This is a genomic window from Streptomyces thermocarboxydus (assembly GCF_024760485.1).
GTDB lineage: Bacteria > Actinomycetota > Actinomycetes > Streptomycetales > Streptomycetaceae > Streptomyces > Streptomyces cellulosae.
In genome coordinates, this window is the sequence record NZ_CP058273.1 from 161,614 (window position 1) to 182,793 (window position 21,180).

At 71.7% G+C, this 21,180-nt stretch carries 23 protein-coding genes; 6 read left to right on the top strand and 17 right to left on the bottom strand.

Annotated elements, in window-relative coordinates:
• Positions 1-230 precede the first annotated feature (230 nt).
• The 5 genes from AY578_RS00755 to AY578_RS00775 form a co-directional block, all read right to left on the bottom strand.
• Positions 231-1,433, bottom strand: coding sequence for a glycoside hydrolase family 1 protein (locus AY578_RS00755; protein WP_019525797.1), 1,203 nt, complete (start codon positions 1,431-1,433; stop codon positions 231-233).
• A gap of 59 nt (positions 1,434-1,492) precedes the next feature.
• On the bottom strand, positions 1,493-2,377 hold the full coding sequence (locus AY578_RS00760) for a carbohydrate ABC transporter permease (protein WP_019525796.1): 885 nt from the start codon (positions 2,375-2,377) through the stop codon (positions 1,493-1,495).
• Positions 2,374-3,351, bottom strand: a complete 978-nt coding sequence (locus AY578_RS00765; protein ID WP_019525795.1) for an ABC transporter permease subunit — start codon at positions 3,349-3,351, stop codon at positions 2,374-2,376. The genes AY578_RS00760 and AY578_RS00765 overlap by 4 nt, the downstream gene beginning before the upstream one ends.
• Positions 3,352-3,356: 5 nt before the next feature.
• Positions 3,357-4,598: a sugar ABC transporter substrate-binding protein gene (locus AY578_RS00770; protein WP_028958878.1), complete on the bottom strand. Its 1,242-nt coding sequence runs from the start codon at positions 4,596-4,598 to the stop codon at positions 3,357-3,359.
• 422 nt (positions 4,599-5,020) lie between these two features.
• Positions 5,021-6,109: a LacI family DNA-binding transcriptional regulator gene (locus tag AY578_RS00775; protein ID WP_028958877.1), complete on the bottom strand. Its 1,089-nt coding sequence runs from the start codon at positions 6,107-6,109 to the stop codon at positions 5,021-5,023.
• 250 nt (positions 6,110-6,359) lie between these two features.
• On the opposite strand from AY578_RS00775, the gene AY578_RS00780 reads away from it, so the two are divergent.
• Entirely contained in the window at positions 6,360-6,824 is a 465-nt protein-coding gene (locus tag AY578_RS00780; protein ID WP_251143371.1) for a DUF4190 domain-containing protein, read from the top strand.
• Between the two features lie 441 nt (positions 6,825-7,265).
• Here AY578_RS00780 and AY578_RS00785 read toward each other — a convergent pair whose 3' ends face one another.
• Positions 7,266-7,736, bottom strand: coding sequence for a nuclear transport factor 2 family protein (locus AY578_RS00785; protein WP_019525790.1), 471 nt, complete (start codon positions 7,734-7,736; stop codon positions 7,266-7,268).
• 159 nt (positions 7,737-7,895) lie between these two features.
• On the opposite strand from AY578_RS00785, the gene AY578_RS00790 reads away from it, so the two are divergent.
• Positions 7,896-8,339, top strand: a complete 444-nt coding sequence (locus AY578_RS00790) for an Rrf2 family transcriptional regulator (RefSeq protein ID WP_019525789.1) — start codon at positions 7,896-7,898, stop codon at positions 8,337-8,339.
• 94 nt (positions 8,340-8,433) lie between these two features.
• On the opposite strand, the gene AY578_RS00795 is transcribed toward AY578_RS00790, so the two are convergent.
• Positions 8,434-8,862: a DUF6228 family protein gene (locus AY578_RS00795; RefSeq protein WP_019525788.1), complete on the bottom strand. Its 429-nt coding sequence runs from the start codon at positions 8,860-8,862 to the stop codon at positions 8,434-8,436.
• A gap of 63 nt (positions 8,863-8,925) precedes the next feature.
• On the opposite strand from AY578_RS00795, the gene AY578_RS00800 reads away from it, so the two are divergent.
• Together AY578_RS00800 and AY578_RS00805 are read left to right on the top strand one after the other, a co-directional pair.
• On the top strand, positions 8,926-9,303 hold the full coding sequence (locus AY578_RS00800) for a cupin domain-containing protein (protein WP_215188865.1): 378 nt from the start codon (positions 8,926-8,928) through the stop codon (positions 9,301-9,303).
• Positions 9,304-9,558: 255 nt separating this feature from the next.
• The gene (locus AY578_RS00805; protein ID WP_161107575.1) at positions 9,559-9,981 is read left to right on the top strand and encodes a DUF6003 family protein; all 423 of its coding nucleotides are present in this window, start codon (positions 9,559-9,561) and stop codon (positions 9,979-9,981) included.
• A 13-nt stretch (positions 9,982-9,994) separates the two neighbouring features.
• On the opposite strand, the gene AY578_RS00810 is transcribed toward AY578_RS00805, so the two are convergent.
• From AY578_RS00810 to AY578_RS00835, 6 genes are all read right to left on the bottom strand, one after another.
• Entirely contained in the window at positions 9,995-11,059 is a 1,065-nt protein-coding gene (locus tag AY578_RS00810; protein WP_019525785.1) for an NAD(+)/NADH kinase, read from the bottom strand.
• A gap of 255 nt (positions 11,060-11,314) precedes the next feature.
• Positions 11,315-11,437, bottom strand: a complete 123-nt coding sequence (ykgO, locus tag AY578_RS00815) for a type B 50S ribosomal protein L36 (RefSeq protein ID WP_019525784.1) — start codon at positions 11,435-11,437, stop codon at positions 11,315-11,317.
• A 43-nt stretch (positions 11,438-11,480) separates the two neighbouring features.
• On the bottom strand, positions 11,481-11,738 hold the full coding sequence (locus AY578_RS00820) for a type B 50S ribosomal protein L31 (RefSeq protein ID WP_019525783.1): 258 nt from the start codon (positions 11,736-11,738) through the stop codon (positions 11,481-11,483).
• Positions 11,739-11,870: 132 nt separating this feature from the next.
• Positions 11,871-12,035 (bottom strand): 50S ribosomal protein L33, encoded by a 165-nt coding sequence (gene rpmG, locus AY578_RS00825; RefSeq protein WP_006130960.1) that lies wholly within the window; start codon positions 12,033-12,035, stop codon positions 11,871-11,873.
• A gap of 104 nt (positions 12,036-12,139) precedes the next feature.
• On the bottom strand, positions 12,140-13,552 hold the full coding sequence (gene proS / locus AY578_RS00830) for a proline--tRNA ligase (RefSeq protein ID WP_028958872.1): 1,413 nt from the start codon (positions 13,550-13,552) through the stop codon (positions 12,140-12,142).
• Positions 13,553-13,738: 186 nt separating this feature from the next.
• Entirely contained in the window at positions 13,739-15,175 is a 1,437-nt protein-coding gene (locus AY578_RS00835) for an MFS transporter (RefSeq protein ID WP_258907166.1), read from the bottom strand.
• 336 nt (positions 15,176-15,511) lie between these two features.
• Between AY578_RS00835 and AY578_RS00840 the strand changes: the two genes are divergently transcribed.
• Both AY578_RS00840 and AY578_RS00845 read left to right on the top strand, forming a co-directional pair.
• On the top strand, positions 15,512-16,360 hold the full coding sequence (locus tag AY578_RS00840; RefSeq protein ID WP_258901634.1) for a hypothetical protein: 849 nt from the start codon (positions 15,512-15,514) through the stop codon (positions 16,358-16,360).
• A 13-nt stretch (positions 16,361-16,373) separates the two neighbouring features.
• Positions 16,374-17,261 (top strand): class I SAM-dependent methyltransferase, encoded by an 888-nt coding sequence (locus tag AY578_RS00845; protein WP_028958871.1) that lies wholly within the window; start codon positions 16,374-16,376, stop codon positions 17,259-17,261.
• 82 nt (positions 17,262-17,343) lie between these two features.
• Here AY578_RS00845 and AY578_RS00850 read toward each other — a convergent pair whose 3' ends face one another.
• From AY578_RS00850 to AY578_RS00865, 4 genes are all read right to left on the bottom strand, one after another.
• Entirely contained in the window at positions 17,344-18,363 is a 1,020-nt protein-coding gene (locus tag AY578_RS00850) for a P1 family peptidase (RefSeq protein WP_028958870.1), read from the bottom strand.
• Positions 18,364-18,414: 51 nt separating this feature from the next.
• Complete coding sequence (locus AY578_RS00855; protein ID WP_028958869.1) at positions 18,415-19,086, bottom strand: hypothetical protein; 672 nt, start codon at positions 19,084-19,086, stop codon at positions 18,415-18,417.
• A gap of 53 nt (positions 19,087-19,139) precedes the next feature.
• Entirely contained in the window at positions 19,140-19,850 is a 711-nt protein-coding gene (locus AY578_RS00860) for a hypothetical protein (RefSeq protein ID WP_028958868.1), read from the bottom strand.
• 296 nt (positions 19,851-20,146) lie between these two features.
• Complete coding sequence (locus tag AY578_RS00865; protein WP_037952905.1) at positions 20,147-21,061, bottom strand: DMT family transporter; 915 nt, start codon at positions 21,059-21,061, stop codon at positions 20,147-20,149.
• Between the last annotated feature and the right edge of the window lie 119 nt (positions 21,062-21,180).

Genomic DNA, 21,180 nt, shown 5'->3' on the forward strand with positions numbered 1-21,180 from the left:
GGGCGGTCGCGGAGGCCGCGGCGGTGAGAGTGGCGTGGTAGTGAACGTACGACGGTTCATGCGTGCCTGCCTTCGGGGAAGGGCGGGGTGGCGGCGGCGGGGCGCCGGCCGTCGGGCGTCGTGCGGTGCGGGTGGTGCGGGGTGCTGCGGCGGGTGCGGGAGCCGGTGGGTGTCAGGGGCCCACCGGCTCCCGGGTCCGGGGGGCGGCGCGCCGGGGCGCGCCGCTCGGCTCAGCGTTCGGCGCGCGGCAGCTGCCGGGTGCGGCCCATCTCGCCGAGCCATACGGCGGAGGGCTTGGCGGTGCGCTCGAAGGTGACCGGGTCGACGGCGATCAGGCCGAAGGTCGGCTTGTAGGAGCCCCACTCGTAGTTGTCGAGGGCGCTCCAGGCCAGGTACCCGTGGATGTTCACACCGTCCTCGAGCGCGGCGGAGACGGCTTCCAGGGCGCCGGTGTAGTAGTCGACGCGGCGGGCGTCGTCGGCGGTGGCGATGCCGTTCTCGGTGACGATCAGCGGCATGTCCGGGCCGGCGACGTCCGCGGTGTGGCGCAGGGCGTGGCCGACGGCGGCCGGGTAGTACTCCCACTGGGTGAGGGTGCGCTCGGCGTCCTCGGGCGCGGGGATCGGGCCGTCGGCGCCGATCTTGGTGCGGGTGTAGGACTGCACGCCGATCCAGTCGTCGCCGCGCGCGGCCTCGATGAAGACGTCCTCGCGGGGGTACCGGTAGGCGGCGGTGACGTCCTCGGCGCCGGGCAGCGCCTGGTACACCTGGTTGGCGATGGTCCAGCCGACCTGGATGTCCGGGTCGATGGCCCGTACGGCCTTGACGGCGGCGTGGTGGGCGGCGATGACCGCGTGGGTGGTCTCCTCGTCGGGGGTGGGCAGCCCCGCGGGCGGGAAGCCCTGGTCGCCGGTCTTGGCCAGACCCGCCATGACGGCGATCATGTTGGGCTCGTTGATGGTGCAGACGTGCCGGACGTCCTTGCCGATGATCGGGGCGCAGTGCTCGACGTAGCGGGCGAACAGGTCGGCCGCGCCGTCGGCGGTCCAGCCGCCGAGGTCCTCGAACCACTGTGGCACGGTGAAGTGGTGCAGGGTGACCATGGGCCGCAGCCCGCGGGCGAGGGCGCCGTCGACCATGCGCCGGTAGTGCGCGGTCTCGGCGTGCGAGAAGGTGCCGGGCACCGGCTCGATGCGGGCCCACTCGACGCTGAACCGGTAGTCGGTGAAGCCGAGTTCCGCGAGCAGGTCCATGTCCTGCTCCCAGCGGTGGTAGCTGTCGCAGGCGTCCAGGCTGGGTTCCGCGATGTTCGCCGCCGGGTCGTGTTCCTTCCGCCACCAGTCGCTGTTGACGTTGTTCCCCTCGATCTGGTGGGCGGCGGTGGACGCCCCCCACAGGAAGCCGTCGGGGAAGGGCAGGGAGGTACGCGTCATCGTCCTTGTCTCTCTGGTGGGGGTGGTGCGGTGCCGGTGTGACGGGCGGGCGGGACCGGTCACTTGAGTCCGGCGGTCGCGATGCCCTGGGTGAAGTGGCGCTGGAGGACCACGAAGACGAGCAGCACCGGGAGGACGACGAGCAGGGAGCCCGCCATCAGCATGCCGTTGCCGCCGCCGACGGTCCGGTTGGGATCGTTGGCGAAGGTGGCCAGGGCGACCGGCAGGGTGTACTTGTCCGGGTCGTTGGTCGCGATGAGCGGCCAGACGAAGTTGTTCCACGAGCCGAGGAACGTGAAGATCGTCAGCGTGGCGAGGGCGGGCTTCACCAGCGGCAGCACGATGCGCCAGAAGATGTACCACTCGCCGGCGCCGTCGATCCGGGCCGCCTCCAGCAGCTCGTCGGGGATGGACTGCATGAACTGCCGCATCAGGAACACGCCGAACGCCCCGGCGGCGAAGGGCAGGACGAGCCCGGCGTAGGTGTCGATGAGGCCGAGCTCGGTCATCAGCACGTACAGCGGAAGGATCAGCAGGTTGCCCGGGACCATGAGGGCCGCCAGGACGACGCCGAACACCTTGGACCGGCCGGTGAACTGCAGCTTGGCCAGGGCGTAGCCGAGCATGGAGCAGAACAGCAGGTTGCACAGCGTGACCAGTACGGCCACGATCAGGCTGTTCAGGAAGTACCGTGGCATGTCGAGCTGGTCGAGGAGCGCGGTGAAGTTGCTCAGCGTCCACTCGGAGGGGATCCACACCGGCGGGCTCGCGGTGAGGTCACGGCGGGTCTTGAAGGCGGACAGCGCCATCCACAGGAACGGCGCGGACATCACCAGCAGACCGAGTGAGGCGACCGTGTAGAGCAGGGGGGTGCGGACGCGGCCCCGGCCGCCGGGGCGGTCCTGCGCGGGCACCGGGCGCGCGGTCGTGGTGGGGGCGCTCATCGGGTGTTGTCCTTCAGCAGTCGGAGCTGGAGCACCGTGATGCCCATGATGACCACGAACAGCACGTACGCCATGGCGCTCGCATAGCCCATGTGGAAGAAGTTGAAGCCCTCGCGGTACATGTCCAGGGACACCGTCAGCGTCGCGTCGGACGGGCCGCCCTGGGTCATCACGAACGGCTCCTCGAAGACGTTGAGGTAGCCGATGGTGGTGATGACGGTGGCGTAGAGCATGGTGGGCCGCAGCAGCGGCACGGTGATGCGGCGCATCTCCTGCCAGGCGCCGGCGCCGTCGAGCCGGGCGGCCTCCCGCACGTCGGCGGGGACGGCCTGGAGGCCGGCGATGAACAGCACCATGACGGTGCCGAGGTTGCGCCACACCGCCATGGCGATGAGCGAGGGCATGGCCCAGGTCTCGGAGCCGAGGAAGTCCGGTGCGGTCATGCCCAGTTCGGCGGCGAGGCCGGCGATCAGTCCGTCGGACGGGTCGAGGACGAACCGCCAGACGACGGCGACCGCGACGATGGCGGTGACCACGGGGGCGTAGAAGCCGACGCGGAAGAAGGTGCGGGCGCGGTCGATGCCGTTGTTCAGCAGGATCGCGACGAGCAGTCCGAGCAGGATGGTCAGCGGCACGCCGACGACCACGAAGTACGCCGTGTTGAACAGGGCCGTGAGGAAGCGGTCGTCCTCGAAGAGCTTGGTGTAGTTCTCCAGGCCGACGAACTCCGCCTCCAGCGGGCGGGTGACGTGGCGGGCCCCGAAGTCGGTGAAGCTCATCAGGAGCGTCGCGACGATCGGGAACGCCATGAAGACGGCGAACAGCACCAGGAACGGCGTGGAGAACAGCCAGCCGTACAGGTTGTGCCGGCCGAGCGGGCGGCGCGGACGCCGCCCGTCTCCCGGCGGCCCGTCCGGGCCGGTCTTGGTCACTGGGGCCGCGGGGTCGGCGGCCGCCTTGGTCAGCGGGGGCATGCCGGTTACTCCACGAGCCCTTCGATCTCGGCCTGCGCCTTGTCCAGGGCGGCCTTGGCGCTGGACTTGCCCTGGGTGACCGACTCGATGGCCGAGTCCACCTTGGAGGTGATCTCGGTCAGCCGGGGCTGGGACGGCGTGGTCCGCGCCGTCTCCATCTGCTCGCGCCACACCTTCAGCTTGGGATCGGTGGCGAGCGTGCCGGTCTCCCAGGCCTGCTGGTTGGCGGGCAGGTCACGGGTGCGCTCGTACCAGTCGGACTGGCCCTTGGCGTCGGTGAGGAAGGAGACGAACTCCTTGGCGGCGGCCTTGTGCTCGCTGTCCGCGGACACGGCGAGGCTGGAGCCGCCGGCCATCGACACGGACTCCTTGTCGGCGGGGACGGGGGCGACGGCCCACTTGCCCTTGATGTCCGGGTAGTTCTCGTCGAGCAGCGACATGATCCACGGACCGCCGAAGAACATCGGCACGTCGCCGGTGTTGAAGTCCTTCGTCACGTCGTAGCCGGGCCGGACCGCCTTCTCGCTGACGCCCTTGGCGAAGAACTCGCCGTAGGTCTCCAGCGCCTTGACCGCCTCGGGGCTGTTGACGGCGGCCTTGCCGTCCTCGTCGATGATCTCGCCGCCGGCGGAGTACAGGAACGGGTAGAAGCTCTGCACCGTGTCCAGGCCGCCCGGCTGGATGGACAGGCCCCACTTGGTCTTCGCCTTGTCCTGGTGGGCCTGGGCGGCCTTCAGCAGCTCGTCCATGGTGGCGGGCGGCCTGGCGGCACCGGCCTTGCGGGCGAGGTCGGTGCGGTAGAAGAGGACGCGGGTGTCGACGTACCAGGGGACGCCGTACGTCTCGCCGTCGTACGAGGCCTGCTCCCAGGCGGCGGGGAAGAAGTCGCCCTTCTTCACGGTCTGGGTGTCGACCGGCTCGAGGACGCCCATGTCGGCGAACTCGCCGAGGTAGGTCCCGCCCATCTGCATGACGTCGGGCAGCTTGCCCGCGGCGGCCGCGGCGACGAGCTTCTGGTGCGCCACGTCCCAGCCGACCGGGGTCACCTTGACGGTGATGTTCGGGTGGGACTTCTTGTAGACGTCGGCGACCTCGGCGAGCTTCTCGCCCTCGGTGCCCATGGCCCAGACGGTGAGCGTCTGCTCGGCGTCGGCGTCCACGTCCGCGCCACCGGAGCCGCCGCAGGCGGTGAGGGTGAGCGCGGACGCCACGGTGAGGGCGATCGCGGCAGGTGTGGCGCGGTGCATGGACTGCTCCTCCTCGAGCGTTCCTGATGTATGCGCATTCTGTAAGCGCATACATGACTCTGTAGGAGGGGTTCCGCCGTGGCAAGGGGGAGCCTGGTCACACTCCGGTAACGGCCGCGGTGCGCCCTTCGCGGGCGAGGGAGGGCACGGAAAAGGGGCGTTCACCTGCGCGCTGTTCGTCGCGACAGGCGGACACCCCCGGGGACGGGCACAGGGCCCTGTCAGCAACCTAAGGCGGGGGTGGGGCGTACGGAAGCGGGTGTGAGATACGTCCCGTGGGGGTGTGGTGAACGGGGTGTGGTGGAGGTGTTCAGGCAGGTGCAGGAGCCGTCCGCTCGCCCTGGGGGCGGGGCGCGAGTGTGGGCGCCGCGGTACGGGTGCGGGGGCGACCGCGTGTGCCGCCGGCTCGCGGGGGGCGGCCGTCAGGCCCCGATGGCGACGGAGGTCTGCTCCTCGGGGCCGCAGCCGCAGCTGGCGCGGCGGGCGACGGTGACGGGGAGCATCAGGGAGACGGGATCGGTGCCGGGTGTGCCGCTGAGACGGCGTACGAGGAGTTCGACCGCCTCCTCCCCCATCCGCAGCATGGGCTGGCGGACGGTGGTGAGCGTGGGGCGGACGAGCCGGCCGAGGGGGATGCCGTCGAACCCGGTGACGGCGACGTCGTCCGGCACGGTCAGGCCGCGGCGCTCCAGCGCGTGCAGGGCGCCGACGGCCATCTGGTCGTTGGCGCAGACGAGGGCCTGCGGGGGCCCGCCGTCGCGGTCGCAGAGAGCGTCGGCGGCGCGGGCGCCCTCTGCCTGGGTCATCATGGCGGCGCGCACGGCGGGTTCCCCGGGGGTGTCGACGCCGGCGGAGCGGCAGGCGACGAGGAAGCCCTGGAAGCGGGCCTCGACGTCCGGGGACTCCTCGGCGGAGCCGACGAAGGCGAGCCGGCGCAGGCCGTGGTCCTCGATGAGGTGGCGGGTCAGCTCACGCTGTCCGTCGAAGTTGGCGACCTCGATGTGGTCGAGGTGGTCCAGGTGGTCGCCCTCCTCGCGGGGCCCGGCGAGCATGACGACGGGGCGGCGCCGGGAGATGCCTTCGAGTTCCTCGGTGGGCACGGTGCGGGCCATCACGGCGAAGCCGTCGACCCGCCCGGCGACCTTGGCGACGAGGCTCTCAGGACCGCCCTTGAGCGAGGCGGCGATGAGGAGGGCGTACCCGTGCCGGCGGGCGGCGCGTTCCATGCCGCGGATGATCTGGTCGGAGTAGAGCATCGCCGCGTCGTCGTCCTCGGCGTCGGTGTCCGGGTCGGCGTAGTCGGGGAAGCAGAGGCCGAGGACGCCGGTGGAGCGGCTGGCGAGTCCGCGCGCGTTGCCGCTGGGCACGTAGCCGAGGTCACGCGCGGCGGCGAGCACCCGCTCACGGGTCTGCGCGCGCACGGAGTCGGGGTTGCGGTAGACGCGGGACACGGTGGCGATGGACACGCCGGAGCGTTCGGCCACGTCGTACACCGTGGGGGCGGTACTCATGGGGGTCATCCCTGGTCTGTGCGCGCGGAGGGTGTGGGTGGGGTGCTGGCGATGGTCATGAAAGCGCATTCATCGTAGGGGTGGCGCAGGTGAGGGCACAAGGGAGGAATGCGGGACAGGGGGTGGGCGGGGTCACTCCGTGGTGCCGGCCATGGACGTCGTGGTGGCGGTGCGGCATGTGGACGGCGGGTCCGGGCACACGGACGGGGCGAGTGCACCTGACGACCCCTCATACGAAGCGGAGCCGCGGATGACTTCGACACACGGACACCACGAGCCGACGGGCCACGGGCAGCAGATGGGCTACGGCGGACCGGCGGGGCATGATCAGCCCACGGGGCACGGACAGCCGGCAGGCACAGGTGAACGGCGCAACGGCTTCGGCATCGCGGCGCTGGTCCTGGGCATCGTGGGCGTCCTGCTGTTCTGGACGGCGCTCGGCGGCATCGTGCTGGGCCTGCTGGCCGTGATCTTCGGCGTGCTCGGCTTCCGGCGCGGCAGACGAGGCGTGGCGACGAACGGGACGATGGCGGTCGTCGGCGCGGTGCTGGGTGCGCTGGCGCTCGTGGTGTCGTCGGTGCTGCTGGCGATGGGCGTGGCGGTGATCAACAGCGACGAGTTCAAGAGTTACCAGGACTGCATCGAGCAGGCGAACAGCCAGAGCGAACGGCAGGACTGCGCGCGGGACTTCGACCGGGAGGTCGACGAGCGGTAGGGGTCTTCGGTGCGGGGGAGGTGGGGCGCGGGCGCGTGTGCCGCGCCCCACTCGTGTGCGACGAGCCGTGCGGTCAGGCGGGGGACGGCGCGTCGGCCGCCGGCCCGGTGTGCCGTGCCGGGACGGCGGCGAGCGGCAGTTCGCGTGCCCTGCCCGCGGGGCTGAGCGCCAGGAGCATTCAGGTGAGGGCGAGGGGAGCCGTCATCACCCACGGAGTGGGGCGCGTGCCGATGGCCGATCCGAGGAAGCCCCCGAGGGCGGAGCCGATCGCGATCGTGCCTTGGTTGGTGGCCATCGAGGCCGAGGAGACCCTCCCCAGCAGGCACGGCGGACGCATGTCTGGTCCGCACATGTCATGAGGCCCTTGTTCAAGAAGCAGCGCCGGGTGTGCGGCCCGCTGAAGGGACTTCCCTGTCGCACACTCGACGCTGAACAGCGGAGTCACGCCGTCGCGGCTGCCGCCCCGCCGGCTTCGACTGCGGCCTTGAAGTCAGGGTGGACCCCGATCTGGTCAAGCCACACGCTCATCAAGTTGTAGCAGTTGAACCTTTCGATCTTTCCGTCACGGAGGTACCAGAGGTCCGCCGCCGGCACGTCGATCCGGTTCCCGGTCGGCGGGATCTCGCCGGCCGGAGTCGGAAACCCTCCGAGATGCGTGCCCTGGATGCGCAACTCGACGGCGACGACATCACCGAACGCGTGCACCGCGAGCAGCTCACGGTGCACATCGGGGAACGAGCGGGCGAGACCCGCGATCACCTGAGGAATCTGCTCCCCGCGGAAAGTCTGCGAGGTCGACATGTCGTTGAACGACCCGTCCTCGGTGAACAAGGCCAGGAAACCGTCACCGTCGAGGATGTTCCCTTCCGCGAGCCGGTAAGCCTCACGAATGATCTTTTCGTTACTTTCCATTCCTGCTCTCCTCTGAGTTCGCAGCACGCCCACGGCCCGCGCTTGCCACTGAGCGACCCTTCAACTGTCGCAACAGTAATTGTTACAACAGATTGTCGCAACCTTCACTGTTACGACTGCACTGTCGTAACGTGGATCATTGCGATCGGAGGAGGCATCATGAGCGCCAACAGCAGGCTGACCATCGCCGCCCACGCGCTGGCCTGGATCGGTCTCTACCAGCGTCAGGGCCACGAGGTCGCCACCTCCGAGGGGATCGCTGCCAGCGTGAACACCAACCCCGTGGTGATCAGGCGGCTGCTCGGCGAGCTGCGCAGGGCCGGGCTCGTGGAGTCCCGGCGAGGCGCGGGCGCGGGCTGGTCGCTGGCGCGCGAACTGGGGTCGATCACCCTGCTCGACGTGTACGAGGCAGTGGAACCCGGCCCGCTGTTCGCGATGCACCGCACCACCCCGGACCAGGGGTGCGTGGTGGGTCACGGCATCCAGCCGGCGTTGCGGGACATCTACCAGGACATCGAGGAGACCCTGAGACACGAACTGGCCGGCGTCACGCTCGAGAAGGTACTCACAGACGTACTCGCGGCGCCTCGCCGGCCCCTCTGATCACTGGGCGGCCCCGTGCGCACGGATGGAGGCGGAATCCCGCGCCGAACTCGTTCGATCCACCGCCGGCACAGACGGCGGGCGCAGGCCGAGCTCAGTCCGCGACGCTCGTGATGAACGCGCGGATGTCCGCGGCCAGGGTGCGCATGTCCTCCCCTGCCTCGTGCCATGTGCTGGTCTCGAACCGCCATTCCTCCGTGGGCGCCCCGTCGCTGATCACCCACGTCAGTCGGACATGGCCACCGGAGTGGTGCTCCGCCGAGAGGGTCAGGTCGTCGCAGAGCGAGTGCCAAGTGCGCGCTCCTCGCCAGCCACGGAAGTCTCCCGCGAGTGAGGCGAGGAAGGTGTCGAGGCCGTCGCCGTTCCAAGTCTCCACGCTGGTCCCGACGCTCCCCCAGCGCCCGCGAGCCTGGACGAGGAAGTAGAGCGAAGAGTCGCCCTCGTACGGCCGGATCGGTTCCGACAGCAGGAAACCCTCGGCCACCTGGACCACGAGGACGCCGGACTCGTCATAGTCGATCACCCCAGCAGACTAGAGGCCCGGGCCGGGGGCACTGCGGCGGGGCGGCTGCTACCGTCCGTCACCATGACCGACAGCGTGTACGTGGGCAACGCCGGCAAGGATGCCGCGCTGGACCGGGGGTGGCTGCTGGGGCATTTCAAGGATGCTTCCGATCCCCGTCACAGTGAGGACGTGGAGATCAAGTGGGGTGTCCACCCGAAGGGGGACGAGCGGGCCCGGTGGGTGACCGGCGAGGAGCGCACCGCGCTGCTGGTCCTCGTCAGCGGGCGCTTCCGGGTGGAACTGCCCGGGCGCAGCGTCCTGTTGGCCGAGCAGGGGGACTACGTCGTGTGGGGCAAGGGTGTCGATCATTCCTGGTACGCGGAGGAGGAGTCCGTGGTGCTGACGGTCCGTTGGCCTTCCGTTCCCGGTTACAAGGTGACCGGGGAAGGCGTTGTGTGAGAGGGGCTTACGTCCTCGCCCCCGGGATTCCGAGAGGCCGCCCCCGCCGAACGGTACGCCATCGCGCAACCTCCGCACAGGCGCGGGCGATCGGCAGGCACGGAACGGCAGCCGTGTGGACCGCACCCGATCGCGCGGTCCCGCGCCCCGGAGGGTGACGCCTTGTCGTGGACCGCCCGATCAGGGGTAGAGGGAGGTCCACCGGAGCGGGACCACACGGAGTGGGACCACACGCCCTTGCAGGAGGTACCGACCATGACCGACGACGCCTATCTGGTGCTGTTCGACGACCCCGCCGTGTCGCTGGGTGTGCCGCTCGCCGCCGTGGAGGACGCGTCCTTCCTGGACACGCCGGCCGTGCGGGCGTGGCTGGAGGCGCAGGGCGTCACCGTGACGTCGCCGGGGCTGCGGCTGCTGCCGCCGGAGGAGACCTCCGCGATTCCGGAGGACGCCGAGCGGCTGCCCGTTCCCCTCGGGGACGAGGAGCTGATCCGCGTGCGGCAGCTCAACGCCCCTTACGACGTCGCCAAGATGGAGGAGGAACTGCTCGCCTACCGCTCCAGCACCGAGGGCCGTGAGGCACTGCTCACCCGTGCCGTCGCGGCCGGCGTTCCGGCGCACCGGATCGCCGAACTGACCGGTGAGGATCTGACGACCGTCAAGGCTCTCGTCCACTGACACGCACGGGGTGTCAGGGCTGCGCCACCGGGCTCTCCGGCATGGCGAGGTGGGCCAGGTCGCCCGGCGGAGGGGTGCTCACCGGCCACAGCGGGGCGGGCGTGCCGTCGGCGACCGCCGCCGGCGCGTCGGTGAGGTTCATGCGTTCGCGCAGCCGGCCGTAGAAGTCCATCGGGCCGAGGCGTACGGCGCGCAGCTTGCGCGGGGACGCGTACACGCCGATCCAGTCGCCCGGGCCGATGACGCCGCGGACCTGGCCGTCGACGCTGACGGCCGCCCGCCCGGACCGCTCCAGGACGCGCAGCCCGACGGCCTCGTCGGGCGCGGCCACGACCGAGCGGTTGAACGCCATGTGCGGCGCGACCGGCGTGAACACCAGCACCTCCGCGCGCGGCGACACGACCGACCCGCCTGCGGCGAAGCTGTACGCCGTCGAGCCGGTCGGGGTCGCGACCAGCAGCGCGTCGGCGGAGTACGAGGCGAGCAGCCTGCCGGAAATGTAGACGCCGACGGAGATCTGCCGGTCCCGGGCGAGCTTCTCCAGGACCACGTCGTTGAGTGCGGCCACGTCCAGCGGGACGCCCCACTCGCCGCCCGACTCGCAGTCGGGACGCACGCTGGTCGGCGGCAGCAGCGGGCCGCGTCCGTAGCGCATGAGCGCCTCGATGTCGGAGGGGACCTCGAGGCGGCGTGAGGCGCGCATCGTCAGCATCATCCGCTCCTCGACGTCGTGCCGGCCCTCGTACACCGCGTCCAGTGCGGAGCGCACGTCGGTCATGGGCACCTCGGTCAGGAAGCCCACCCGGCCGAGGTCGACGCCGAGGACCAGGGCGTCCGCGGCGGCGGCCAGCCGGGCGCCGCGCAGGAACGTGCCGTCGCCGCCGAGGGTGACGACCAGGTCGGGGTCGCCCGCGGCGGCCACCTCCTGGCGGGCGCTGCGCCGCTCGCCGGTGTCCCACACGTCGATGTCCTTGCAGGCGATGCCGTGGTCCGCGCTCCACTCGCGGACCGTGCCGGCGGCCGCCACCGCCTCGGGGTGTCCGCCGTGCACCACCATGCCGACCCGGTTCACCGTCATCTCCGCCTCCCGGCTGCCGTGCGCCCCGCCGGGACGGCACACCGGCCCGGTCCCGCGACGTCCCTCCCATCCTGGCCGTGCGCCGGTGTCCCCGCACGGCCGGGCGCTCGCGCGGGGACACGCCGACGGACGGCCCCGCGCGGTACGGGGACACGACGGCCCGGCACCGCACTGTGCGGTACGGGGACACGCCGACGGCCCGGCACCGCGCTGTGCGGTGCCGGGCCGTCCGGACGTCGTGGCGCCTGCGGCTCGTCAGCCCTGGCGGGCCTTGAAGCGCGGGTCCTTCTTGTTGATCACGAAGGTCACGCCCCGGCGGCGCACCACCTGGGCGCCGGGCCTGGACTTCAACGAACGCAGGGACTTGCGTACCTTCATCACGTACTCCTAATGAGAAGGCCCTGGTGAGGGCCGGTTCCGGTCAGCGGCCGGCTGCCGCGGCGCCGTAGCGCCGCTCGAAGCGCTCCACGCGTCCCGCGGTGTCGAGGACGCGGGCCGTGCCGGTGTGGAACGGGTGGCTCGCCGACGAGATCTCCACGTCGACGACCGGGTACGTCGTGCCGTCCTCCCACTCGACCGTCCTGTCGGAGTCGAGGGTGGAGCGGGTCAGGAACTGGAACCCTGCCGCGCGGTCACGGAAGACGACCGGACGGGAGACGGGGTGGATGCCATGCCTCATGGGTGTCCTTTCTCGCGGCCTCCGCCGCCGGGAGCGGCGGAGGCGGTGTGTGCGTCGACGACCTCGCGTGGACGTGCTTCGCCGGCTGCCCGAACGCTCTCGCGCGCGTTCGGCGCCCAGGCGCTCCTCGCGTCAGCGCTCCTCGCGGAAGAGGACGTGCTGTCCGGCGACCGCGTCGTACTTGCGCAGGACCAGCCGGTCGGGGTCGTTCAGACGGTTCTTGCGCGTCACGTAGGTGACGCCGGTGCCGGCCGTGGACTTCAGCTTGACGACCGGGCGTGCCGTGCTGCGTGCCATGAGGTGCTCCTTCCGCCGTCACCGCCCGAGTCGAATGACTCGCGCATGTCAGGCAGCAGGTGTAACAGCGGCCCCCGGTCCCCTATTCCGCCGCTCGCACGGAGTCAGTAGGCGCGTGCCACCACGGCGATGTTGCCGTGCTGGTCGTCGCTCTCCGGGACGGAGCCGTCCTCGGCGACCAGGCACCGCACGGTGACGCCCTGCTCGGCGAGCCTGGCCTCTCCCTCCACGCCCAGCGTGTCCCAGGCGATGCGCGCCCAGCCGGTGCGCGCCGCCTCCGCGGCCTCCTCGACCGTGGTCACCTCGACGGTGCGGTCGTGGCGGCGCTGACGGGACTGTGCCAGCAGCAGCGCCTGGTCGTCCTCCAGTACCGAGGGCAGGATCTCGAGCAGTGCCCCGATCGGCGTCGGCTCCTTGCTTCCCGGCACGCGGCGGACCAGCACGGCGGTCCCGTTCTCCACGTCACGTGGCCCGACCTCGACGCGTACCGGCACCCCCTTGAGCTCCCAGTCGACCGCGCGGCGGCCGAACGGCGTGTCGGTGCGGTCGTCGACGTGGACGCGGAGGCCGGCCGCCTTCAGCCGGTCGCCGATCCCGCGGACCGTGTCCAGGACCGCGTCGTCGCCCTTGACGGCCAGGACGACCACCTGGACCGGGGCCAGACGCGGAGGGACGCGAAGGCCGTGGTCGTCGCCGTGCATCATCACCAGGGCGCCGACCATCCGGGTCGTGGAACCCCACGACGTCTGCCAGACGTGTTCCTCACGGCCGTCCTTCGACAGATAGCGCGTCTCGAACGCCTTGGCGAAGTTCTGGCCCAGTTCGTGGCTCGTGGTCAGCTGGAGGGCCTTGCCGTCGCCCATCATGCCTTCCAGGGTGAGCGTGTTGATCGCGCCGGCGAACCGCTCCCTGACCGTCTTGCGGCCCGGTACGGCATCCATGGCGAGGACGTTCTCCAGGAAGTCGGCGTACACCTCCCGGTGGATGCGCGCGGCGTACTCCCGGGCGTCCTCGTAGGTGGCGTGCGCCGTGTGGCCCTCCTGCCACAGGAATTCCGTCGTACGGAGGAACACCCGGGGCCGCAGCTCCCAGCGGACCACGTTCGCCCACTGGTTGATCAGCAGCGGCAGGTCACGGTAGCTCTGCACCCACTTGGAGAAGTAGTCGTTGACGATCGTCTCGGACGTGGGGCGGACGACGACGGGCTCTTCCAGCTCCTTGCCCCCGCCATGGGTGACCACGGCCAGTTCGGGTGCGAAGCCCTCGACGTGCTCGGCCTCCTTTGCCAGGTACGACTGGGGGATGAAGAGCGGAAAGTACGCGTTCTGCGCGCCGGCCGCCTTGATCCGGGCGTCCAGCTCCTGCTGCATCCGCTCCCACAGGCCGTAGCCGTACGGTCGGACGACCATGGTGCCGCGCACCGGCCCGTTGTCGGCCAGTTCGGCCTTGCCGACCAGGTCCTGGTACCAGCGGGGGAAGTCGTCCGCCCGGGGTGTGAGAACGGGTGCCTTTGCCATGACGCGCAGGGTAGGACGCGGCTCCGCCGAGGCGCGACCCGATTACTTCCGCACGCCGGGGTGCCTTCCGTGCATGCGGACGCGGAGGTTTCCGGACGGTCCGCTCGCGGCGCTGCGACCGCGCCCGGGCGCGACGAGGGGCGGGTGTCGTGCACCCGCCCCTCGCCACGTCGTCGGCCGCCCGCGTCAGAACTTCGGTGTCGGCGCCTGCGCCTGCACCAGCGCCGCGGCCTCCTCCTCGGTCTGCACCGAGGGCGGGGAGCCCTCCAGCGGCTGCTGCGCCGTCTCCTTCATGAGGGCCACCGAGATCACACCGACCAGGGCGGCCGCCATCGCGTAGTACGCGGGCATCATGTCCGAGCCGGTCGCGCCGATCAGCGCGGTGATCACCAGCGGGGTGGTGCCGCCGAAGAGCGAGGCCGACAGGTTGTAGCCGACGGACAGCGAGCCGTAGCGCACGGGCGTCGGGAACATGGCGGGCAGCGCGGCCGACATGGTGCCGAGCAGGCAGACCAGGGACAGGCCGAGCATCAGCATGCCGGCCGACACCGCGATCAGGCTGCCCTGCTGCACCAGCACGAACGCCGGCGCGGACAGGATCAGGAAGCCGAGCATGCCGGTCATCAGCAGCGGCTTGCGCCCGTAGCGGTCGTTGAGCTTGCCGACCTGGTTGATGATCAGCATCAGCACCACCATGGTGGCGACGAGGATCAGCAGCCCGTGCGACTCCTTGTAGTGCAGCTCGTCGGACAGGTACGTCGGCATGTACGACAGCAGCATGTAGTCGGTGATGTTGTACGCGCCGACCAGGGCGATGCACAGCACCAGGGGCCGCCACTGATGCCGGAAGATCTTGGCGAGGTCGCCGCGGGCGGTGGTCTCGACATGGTTCGCGGCGTCGGAGACGTGGACGTTGCCCTCGCCCAGCTTGAGGTAGGCGGGGGTGTCGTCCAGCTTGAGCCGCAGGTAGATGCCGACGATGCCGAGCGGACCGGCGACCAGGAAGGGGATGCGCCAGCCCCACGCGTCCATGGTGTCGGAGCCGAGCCAGGCGGTGAGCGCCACGACCAGGGCGGCCGCGCCGGTGTAGCCGGCGAGCGTGCCCAGCTCGAGGAAGCTGCCGAAGTAGCCGCGCCGCCGGTCGGGGGCGTACTCCGCGATGAAGGTGGAGGCGCCGCCGTACTCGCCGCCGGTGGAGAAGCCCTGGAGCAGCCGGAAGAGGATCAGCAGCAGCGGCGCCCAGAAGCCGACCGCCGCGTAGCTGGGCAGCATGCCGATCGCGGCCGTGCCGATCGCCATGAGGATCATCGTGAGGGCGAGGACCTTCTTACGGCCGATCTTGTCGCCCATCGGTCCGAAGACCATGCCGCCCAGCGGTCGCACCAGGAACGCCACGGCGAAGGTGGCGAACGACGACAGCAGCTGCACCGTCTCGTTCCCCGAGGGGAAGAAGACGCGGCCGATGGTGCCGGCCAGGTACGCGTAGATGCCGAAGTCGAACCATTCCATGGCGTTGCCGAGCGAGGCGGCCTTCACCGCGCGCTTGACCGCCCGCTCGTCCGTCACCGTGATGTCCGAGCGCCGCAGCGGCGGGTTCCGCCGGCGGCGGATGGCACGGAACAGGGTCGGATGGCGCTTGGCCGCCTCGGGGGGCGGAGTCGGGCCGTTGTCGGTGGGGGACGTGGCTTCGTTCCTTTCCGGACAGAACGGTGCACCGGGAACGTAACAGCGTTCCCGTGCGGGCGCCGTGGCAGAGGCGCCCGTTGGGGTCGTCACGGCCGCCGTTCCGGGTGTGCCTCCGGGCGGGGCCACGGGCCCGTCTTCCCCCTGGTCTCACCTGTATGCCTCCGCTGCGCTGGTCGCCCGGGCCGAGCGGTGGTGCTGTGGGAGGCCGGGGGGAGCAAGCGTGCCCGGTGCGCGTCGGCGCCGGGCGGACCGTCCGTCCCACAGGAGGCACACGTGACCACCCCTCGCCCGCTCGTCCGGCCGGCCCGCGTCCTGGCCGCCGCCCTGGCCGCCGGCACGCTGTTCGCCACGGCCGCCTGCTCCGGCTCGGACAGCAGCGCCTCGCCCGAGTCGGACGCCTCGTCCACGGTCGCCGAGCGGGGCCTCGCCGCCGCCCAGACGACCTCGCCCGCCGCCTCGGAGTCACCGTCGGACCTCAGCGAGGAGGGCGCCCGGAACGCGCTGATCACCCCGGCGGACATCGAGGACGACTGGACGCAGGTGCGGGACCCGCGCGAGTGGCGGGACACCCTGCTGGTGGGCAGCGTCGACGTGGCCGCGTTCGTCGACGGCCAGAGCGACGTGCAGGACTGCCAGCGGCTGGTCGACGCGCTGTTCCAGGAGACGCTGCTGGGCAAGCCCACGGGGGCCTCCGCCGTGACGGGCTTCCAGCAGGGCGACTCCCGGCTGCTGTACCAGGTCGCCGCGTACGACAAGGCGGAGCTGGACGACTCCATGCAGTGGCTGAGCGAGCTGCCCGACGCCTGTGACCAGTTCACGCTGACCGGCGGTGACGCCGGGGAGCGCACGGTGCAGGTCATCGAGACGTCGCTGCCGCAGGCCGGCGACAACCGGCAGGGGCTGACCGTGACGGTGAAGGGCGAGAGCAACGGCGACCCCGTCACGCTGAGCCTGGACGTCGCCGCCGTGCAGATCGGCGCGGACGCGATCACGGTCACCAACGGCGGTCTCGACGGCGCCGACCACGACACCACGTCGGCCGCGGTCAAGCAGGGCACGCAGCGGCTGCAGGAAGTGCTGGCGGGGCTCACGCCGTCGCCGACGCCGAGCGGTATCAACTGACCGGGGCACGCGGGTGACGGATCCGGCGGGTTCCCCGGACGGCGGGGCGGACGCGGGCGGGGGGCCGCCTCCGGGCCGCGGTGACGGCGCGCCCGACGACGGTCCGCCTGACGCGGGCGGAGGACTCTACGGCCGGGAGCTGTTCCCGCCCGAGGACCCGCACGAGTCGGAGCGCATCGACGCCGCCGCGCTGGTGTACGACCCGGTCACCACCCGGCGGCTGAGCGAGCTGGGCGCGGGTCCGGGCATGCGGTGCCTGGAGGTCGGGGCGGGCACGGGGACCGTCGCACGGTGGCTCCTGGAGGAGGCCGGGGTGGCGGAGGTCGTCGCCCTGGACCGGGACACCCGCGCCCTGGCCGCCTGGGAACTGCCGGGGCTGCGGGTGCTCAGCGCGGACGTCACCGACGAGGACCTGGACCCGGGCCGGTTCGACCTGGTGCACGCCCGGTTCGTGCTGATGCACCTGCCGGGGCGCCGCGGGCTGGTCCACCGGCTGGCGGGCTGGCTCCGCCCGGGCGGTCTGCTGGTGCTCGGCGACGCGGTGGAACTGCCTGACACCCTCGACCGCTCCTCCGCCTACCGGCGCACCATGGACGCCATGTGGGCGGCGCTGTGGGCGACGATCGGCACCGACATCACCGAGGTGCCGGCGTACCCGCGTTACCTCCGCGAGGAGGGCCTGCGCGACATCGGCGCGGAGGTGGTCTGCCCGCCCCTGCTCCCGGGCGGCCCGGCGGCCCACTTCTGGTCGGACACCTGGCGGCGCATGCGCCCGGAAGTGGAGGCTACGGGCTTGGTGGACGCGCGGGTGGTGGACGAGGCACTGGCGTACCTGGAGTCGCCGCAGCTGGCGGAGGTGGGTCCGGGGATGGCGATGGTGTGGGGGCGCCGGGAGGACTAGGTGTGCTGTTCGGCGGATCACGCCGAGGACGCGGGTTGCAAGGCGCCACTCGTTTCCCCCGACCTGATCCGCCGGACAGGCCCTATCCGTCCGAGGTGGCCGGGCCCGCGAGGCGGTCCACGGGAAGGGCGGGGACGGTGCGTCCGGCGTATCCGGTGGTCGTGGTGGCGGCGAGGAGGGAGTTGAGGACGGCCTCCTCCACGGCGTCGAGGACCGCCTCGAAGAGGGGGCTGAGGGCGGCGTCGGCGAGCGGGGGCGCGGTGCCGGGGCGGGTGGTGGTGAAGGCGACGGCGTAGTCACCGCTGCCGTGGCTGTAGGCCGCGCCGGTGCGGGCGAGGGCGAAGACGGCCCGGCGGGCGACGCGGGTGAGCTGCCGGGCGTCGAGCGGGGCGTCCGTGGCGACGACGATCATGCAGGAGCCGGTCTCGGAGGCCGGTCCGCCTCCGTCGAGGGTGCGCCCGAGGACGCGCAGGGTGCCGCCGAAGTTGGCCTGCACCAGGGCTCCGACGGTGAAGCGGCGGTCGCCCGCTTCCGGTGTGCGGGAGGACGTCCCGATGCCCGCCTTGAACCCGAGGGCGACGGTGCCGGTCCCGGCCCCGACACACCCCTCGGCCACCGGCCCGTCCGACGCTGCGTCGAGCGCGGCCCGCACATGCTCCTCATGCACGGGCCGGCTCCGGATGTCGGACAGATACCCGTCGTTGCACTCCCCCACGACGGGATTGAGGCTCAACACACCTTCGCAATCCGGCTGTTCGAGCACCCACCCGACGAGCGCGTCGGCGACCCGGAACGCGGACAGCGTGGAGGTGAGCAGCACGGGGGTCTCCAGCTCCCCGAGTTCGGCGAGCTGGGTGGAACCGACGAGCTTCCCGTACCCGTTCCCGGCGAACACCCCGGCGGGAACCGCGGCCCCGGGCCGCACCCCGTCGGGCACGACGGCGGTCACCCCGCTGTGCACGTCGGGCCGGGGCCGGACGGTGGCGTGCCCGACGCGTACTCCCGGCACGTCGGTGAGGGCGTTGAGGGGACCGGTGGGGGTGGGCCCGACGACGATACCGAGGTCACGGGCGCGGGGGCGGGGGGTCGCGGACGGGTTCATGGGGCCAGACCGTACGGCACGGTGCGGCGCACCCGGCTGTCGGGCCACGGCTCAGGCCCGGTCACGGAGTGCGTACCTGTGGAGCTCGCTGCGGGCCTCCTCCGTGTCCACGCGCAGCCAGGAGCCGTCGCGGAAGCGGATCAGCAGGATCTGGGTGTCGAACTCACCGCCGAAGGGGTCTTCCAGCGTGGCCTCGCCGGGGGACAGCCGCGCGACGACCTGGGCACGCTTGTCGCGTCCCGTGCTGACCCGCTTGGGCGGTGCCGCGAACACGATGCCGTCCGGGCCGGCGAACAGCAGCCGCTCGTGGTGGGTCGAGTGGCTGTACCACCGCAGGAGGAACTGGCCGGCGGCGCCGTTCCAGTCACCGTCGAAAACGCTGTCCAGGCCGCGCTCTCCCACCGCCGCGTCCCTGCGCTTCTCGTCCTCCTTCTTGGCCCGGTGCCGCTCCTTCTCCTCCTTCGGGTCGAGGAAGCGCCCGACCGCCTCCTCCGCCTGGGCCAGCAGCATCAGCAGCAGAAGGAGCGGCAGGAACGGCGCACCGAGGATCGTCCCCGTCATGGCCAGTGGCGGTCGCCGGGCCGGCCGTGTCCGAGGATGGCCGGCGGCTCGCAGGACGTCCGCCGGGGGCTGCGGGATCTCCCCGATCCAGCACCACTCACCCGCCTCCGCCCGGACGTCGAGCCGCTCGGCCGTCCCGCTCTGCCTCGGTCTGCGCGCCATGCCAGAGGCTCCCTTGTGTACCGGCCGTGCGTGCGAAGGCGGGCATCCCGCGCTCAACCCAGCTTCGCCGACTGCGTCTTCACCACCGCCGGCGGCAGCTTCGCGTCGCTCGGACGGCCGGTGACCATCGCCATGCCGTCGGCGGCGAAGTAGACGCCGACGACGTCGCCCGCGCGGACGACCTGGGTGTGGAGGGTGTGCGACACGCCCTGGAACGAAGTCGTGGCCGAGAAGCCCACCGTCTCCTCGCCGGCCGGAGCGACGTCCTCCGCCTCGACCGACTCGTACACGGTGCTGCCGTTGCTCCCCTTGGCGGTGAAGCCGTCCCCGCACGCGGCCACGGCCTTCTTCACGTCCGCCAGCACGGCCTGCGCCTCGCCCTGTGCGTACGTCGTGAGCGTGACGTACGTGTCGGGCGCGCCCTGGGACTCCGAGTCCAAGGACCGCGTGAGGTCGGCCTGCGGCTCGCCCAGCGGCAGTTGGTTCAGCGCGAGGGCCAGCGGTGTGCAGGCCGGCTTGTCGGCGGTCATCTCCGACGAGGACGTGGCGAGGGCGAACTGATCGTCGTACGGCTTCACCACGTAGCCCTTGACCTCGGCGGGGGTGACCATCAGCCCGGCCAGCCGCTCGGCCGGCGCGGCCTGCTCCGACCGGGTCGCGGTGGGCCTGGGCTCACCCGTGGAGTTCTCCGGCTCGCCGCCTCCGCCGCACGCGGTGAGCGCGGTAAGGCAGAGAACGGCCAGGGCGGGGACGGAACGGTTCACGGAAGGGCTCCTCGTAAGCCTGTGGGGGGATGGTGAGGGGGTCAGCCGGCGAGCGGCGCTCGTGGTGGGGGGAGCAGACGAGGGTGTCCGTCTCGGGCGCTCGGCCTCGGCGGTACCGCCGCGTCGCCGCGCGGCGCCCTCAGCGCCTGTGCCTGGCATCACCGTGATGTCTCCCCCGCATCCCTGACCACCGTGCGTCGCGCGGCGCGTCTCGCCGTCCGGGTCAGGACGGCGGCACCGGTCGTCGGCCTCGGCGTCGCCGGTGATGATAACGAACGGCACTCACGCGGCCGGTGTCAGGGCGCGGGCGTCCCCGCGTCCGCCGCCGTCCCCTCCCCCGGCTGCTCCGTGTCCTCGGTCGTCAGCGCCCGCGCCAGAGGCAGGCGGGACAGCGCCAGCACGCCCGCCGCGATCAGTGCCGCGCCCAGGAGCTGGGGGATCAGCCACCAGCCCGTCCGGACGTACTCCTCGTAGACGGTGATCCCCAGCGCCAGGCTCACGCACGCGTCGCCCAGCGTCAGGGCCGGCTGGGAGGCGACCAGCGGGCCGGACTGCATCGCGTTCTCGAGGAAGAACAGCGCGCACACCCCGAACAGGGCGAAGCCGTACGTCTGCCAGGCGGTGAAGAAGGCGGTGACGCCGACGTCGTCGAGGGTGTGCATCGACGTCTTCATCAGCGCGGCCGTCATGGCGTACGAGATGGCCGTGGCGAGTCCGAAGCAGGCGGCGCGGCCGCGGCCCTCGGGGCGGCGGAGTGCCTCGACGACGAGCGCGGCGATGGCGGCGACGCACACGGCGAGGGCCGGGATCCAGTGGGTCATCGGCACCTGGGTGCGGTTGCCGGCGGGCGAGGCCGCGAACAGGACGATGCCGAGGCCCACCACGACCGTGCCGACGGCCAGCCAGCCGGCTCGGGACAGCCGCCCTTGGAGCAGGGCCGCGGCGACGACGAGAGCGAGGGGCAGCTCGAGGACGAACAGGGGTTGGACGATGGTGATCGGTCCGGTGGCGAGCGCCACGGCCTGGCAGACGCCGGCGGTGATCACGGTCGCGATGCCGGCCAGCCACACGGGCCGGCGCAGCAGGTCGAGGATCAGTCCGAGGCGCAGTCCCTCGGACTTGGGCACCGTCAGGGCGGCCTTGCGCTGGAGCACGGTCGCGAGCGCGTTGCTGAGCGCGGCGCCCAGCGCGAACAGGACCGGCAGCAACATGTCCACCCTCCACGACGAGTCGGTCCGCCCCCGGTCCCTGCCATGGTGACCGTCCTGCGGACGGCGCGCGAACGCGGGAGGGCGACCGGCTCGTCATCGGGCGGGCCGCCCACAGTGAG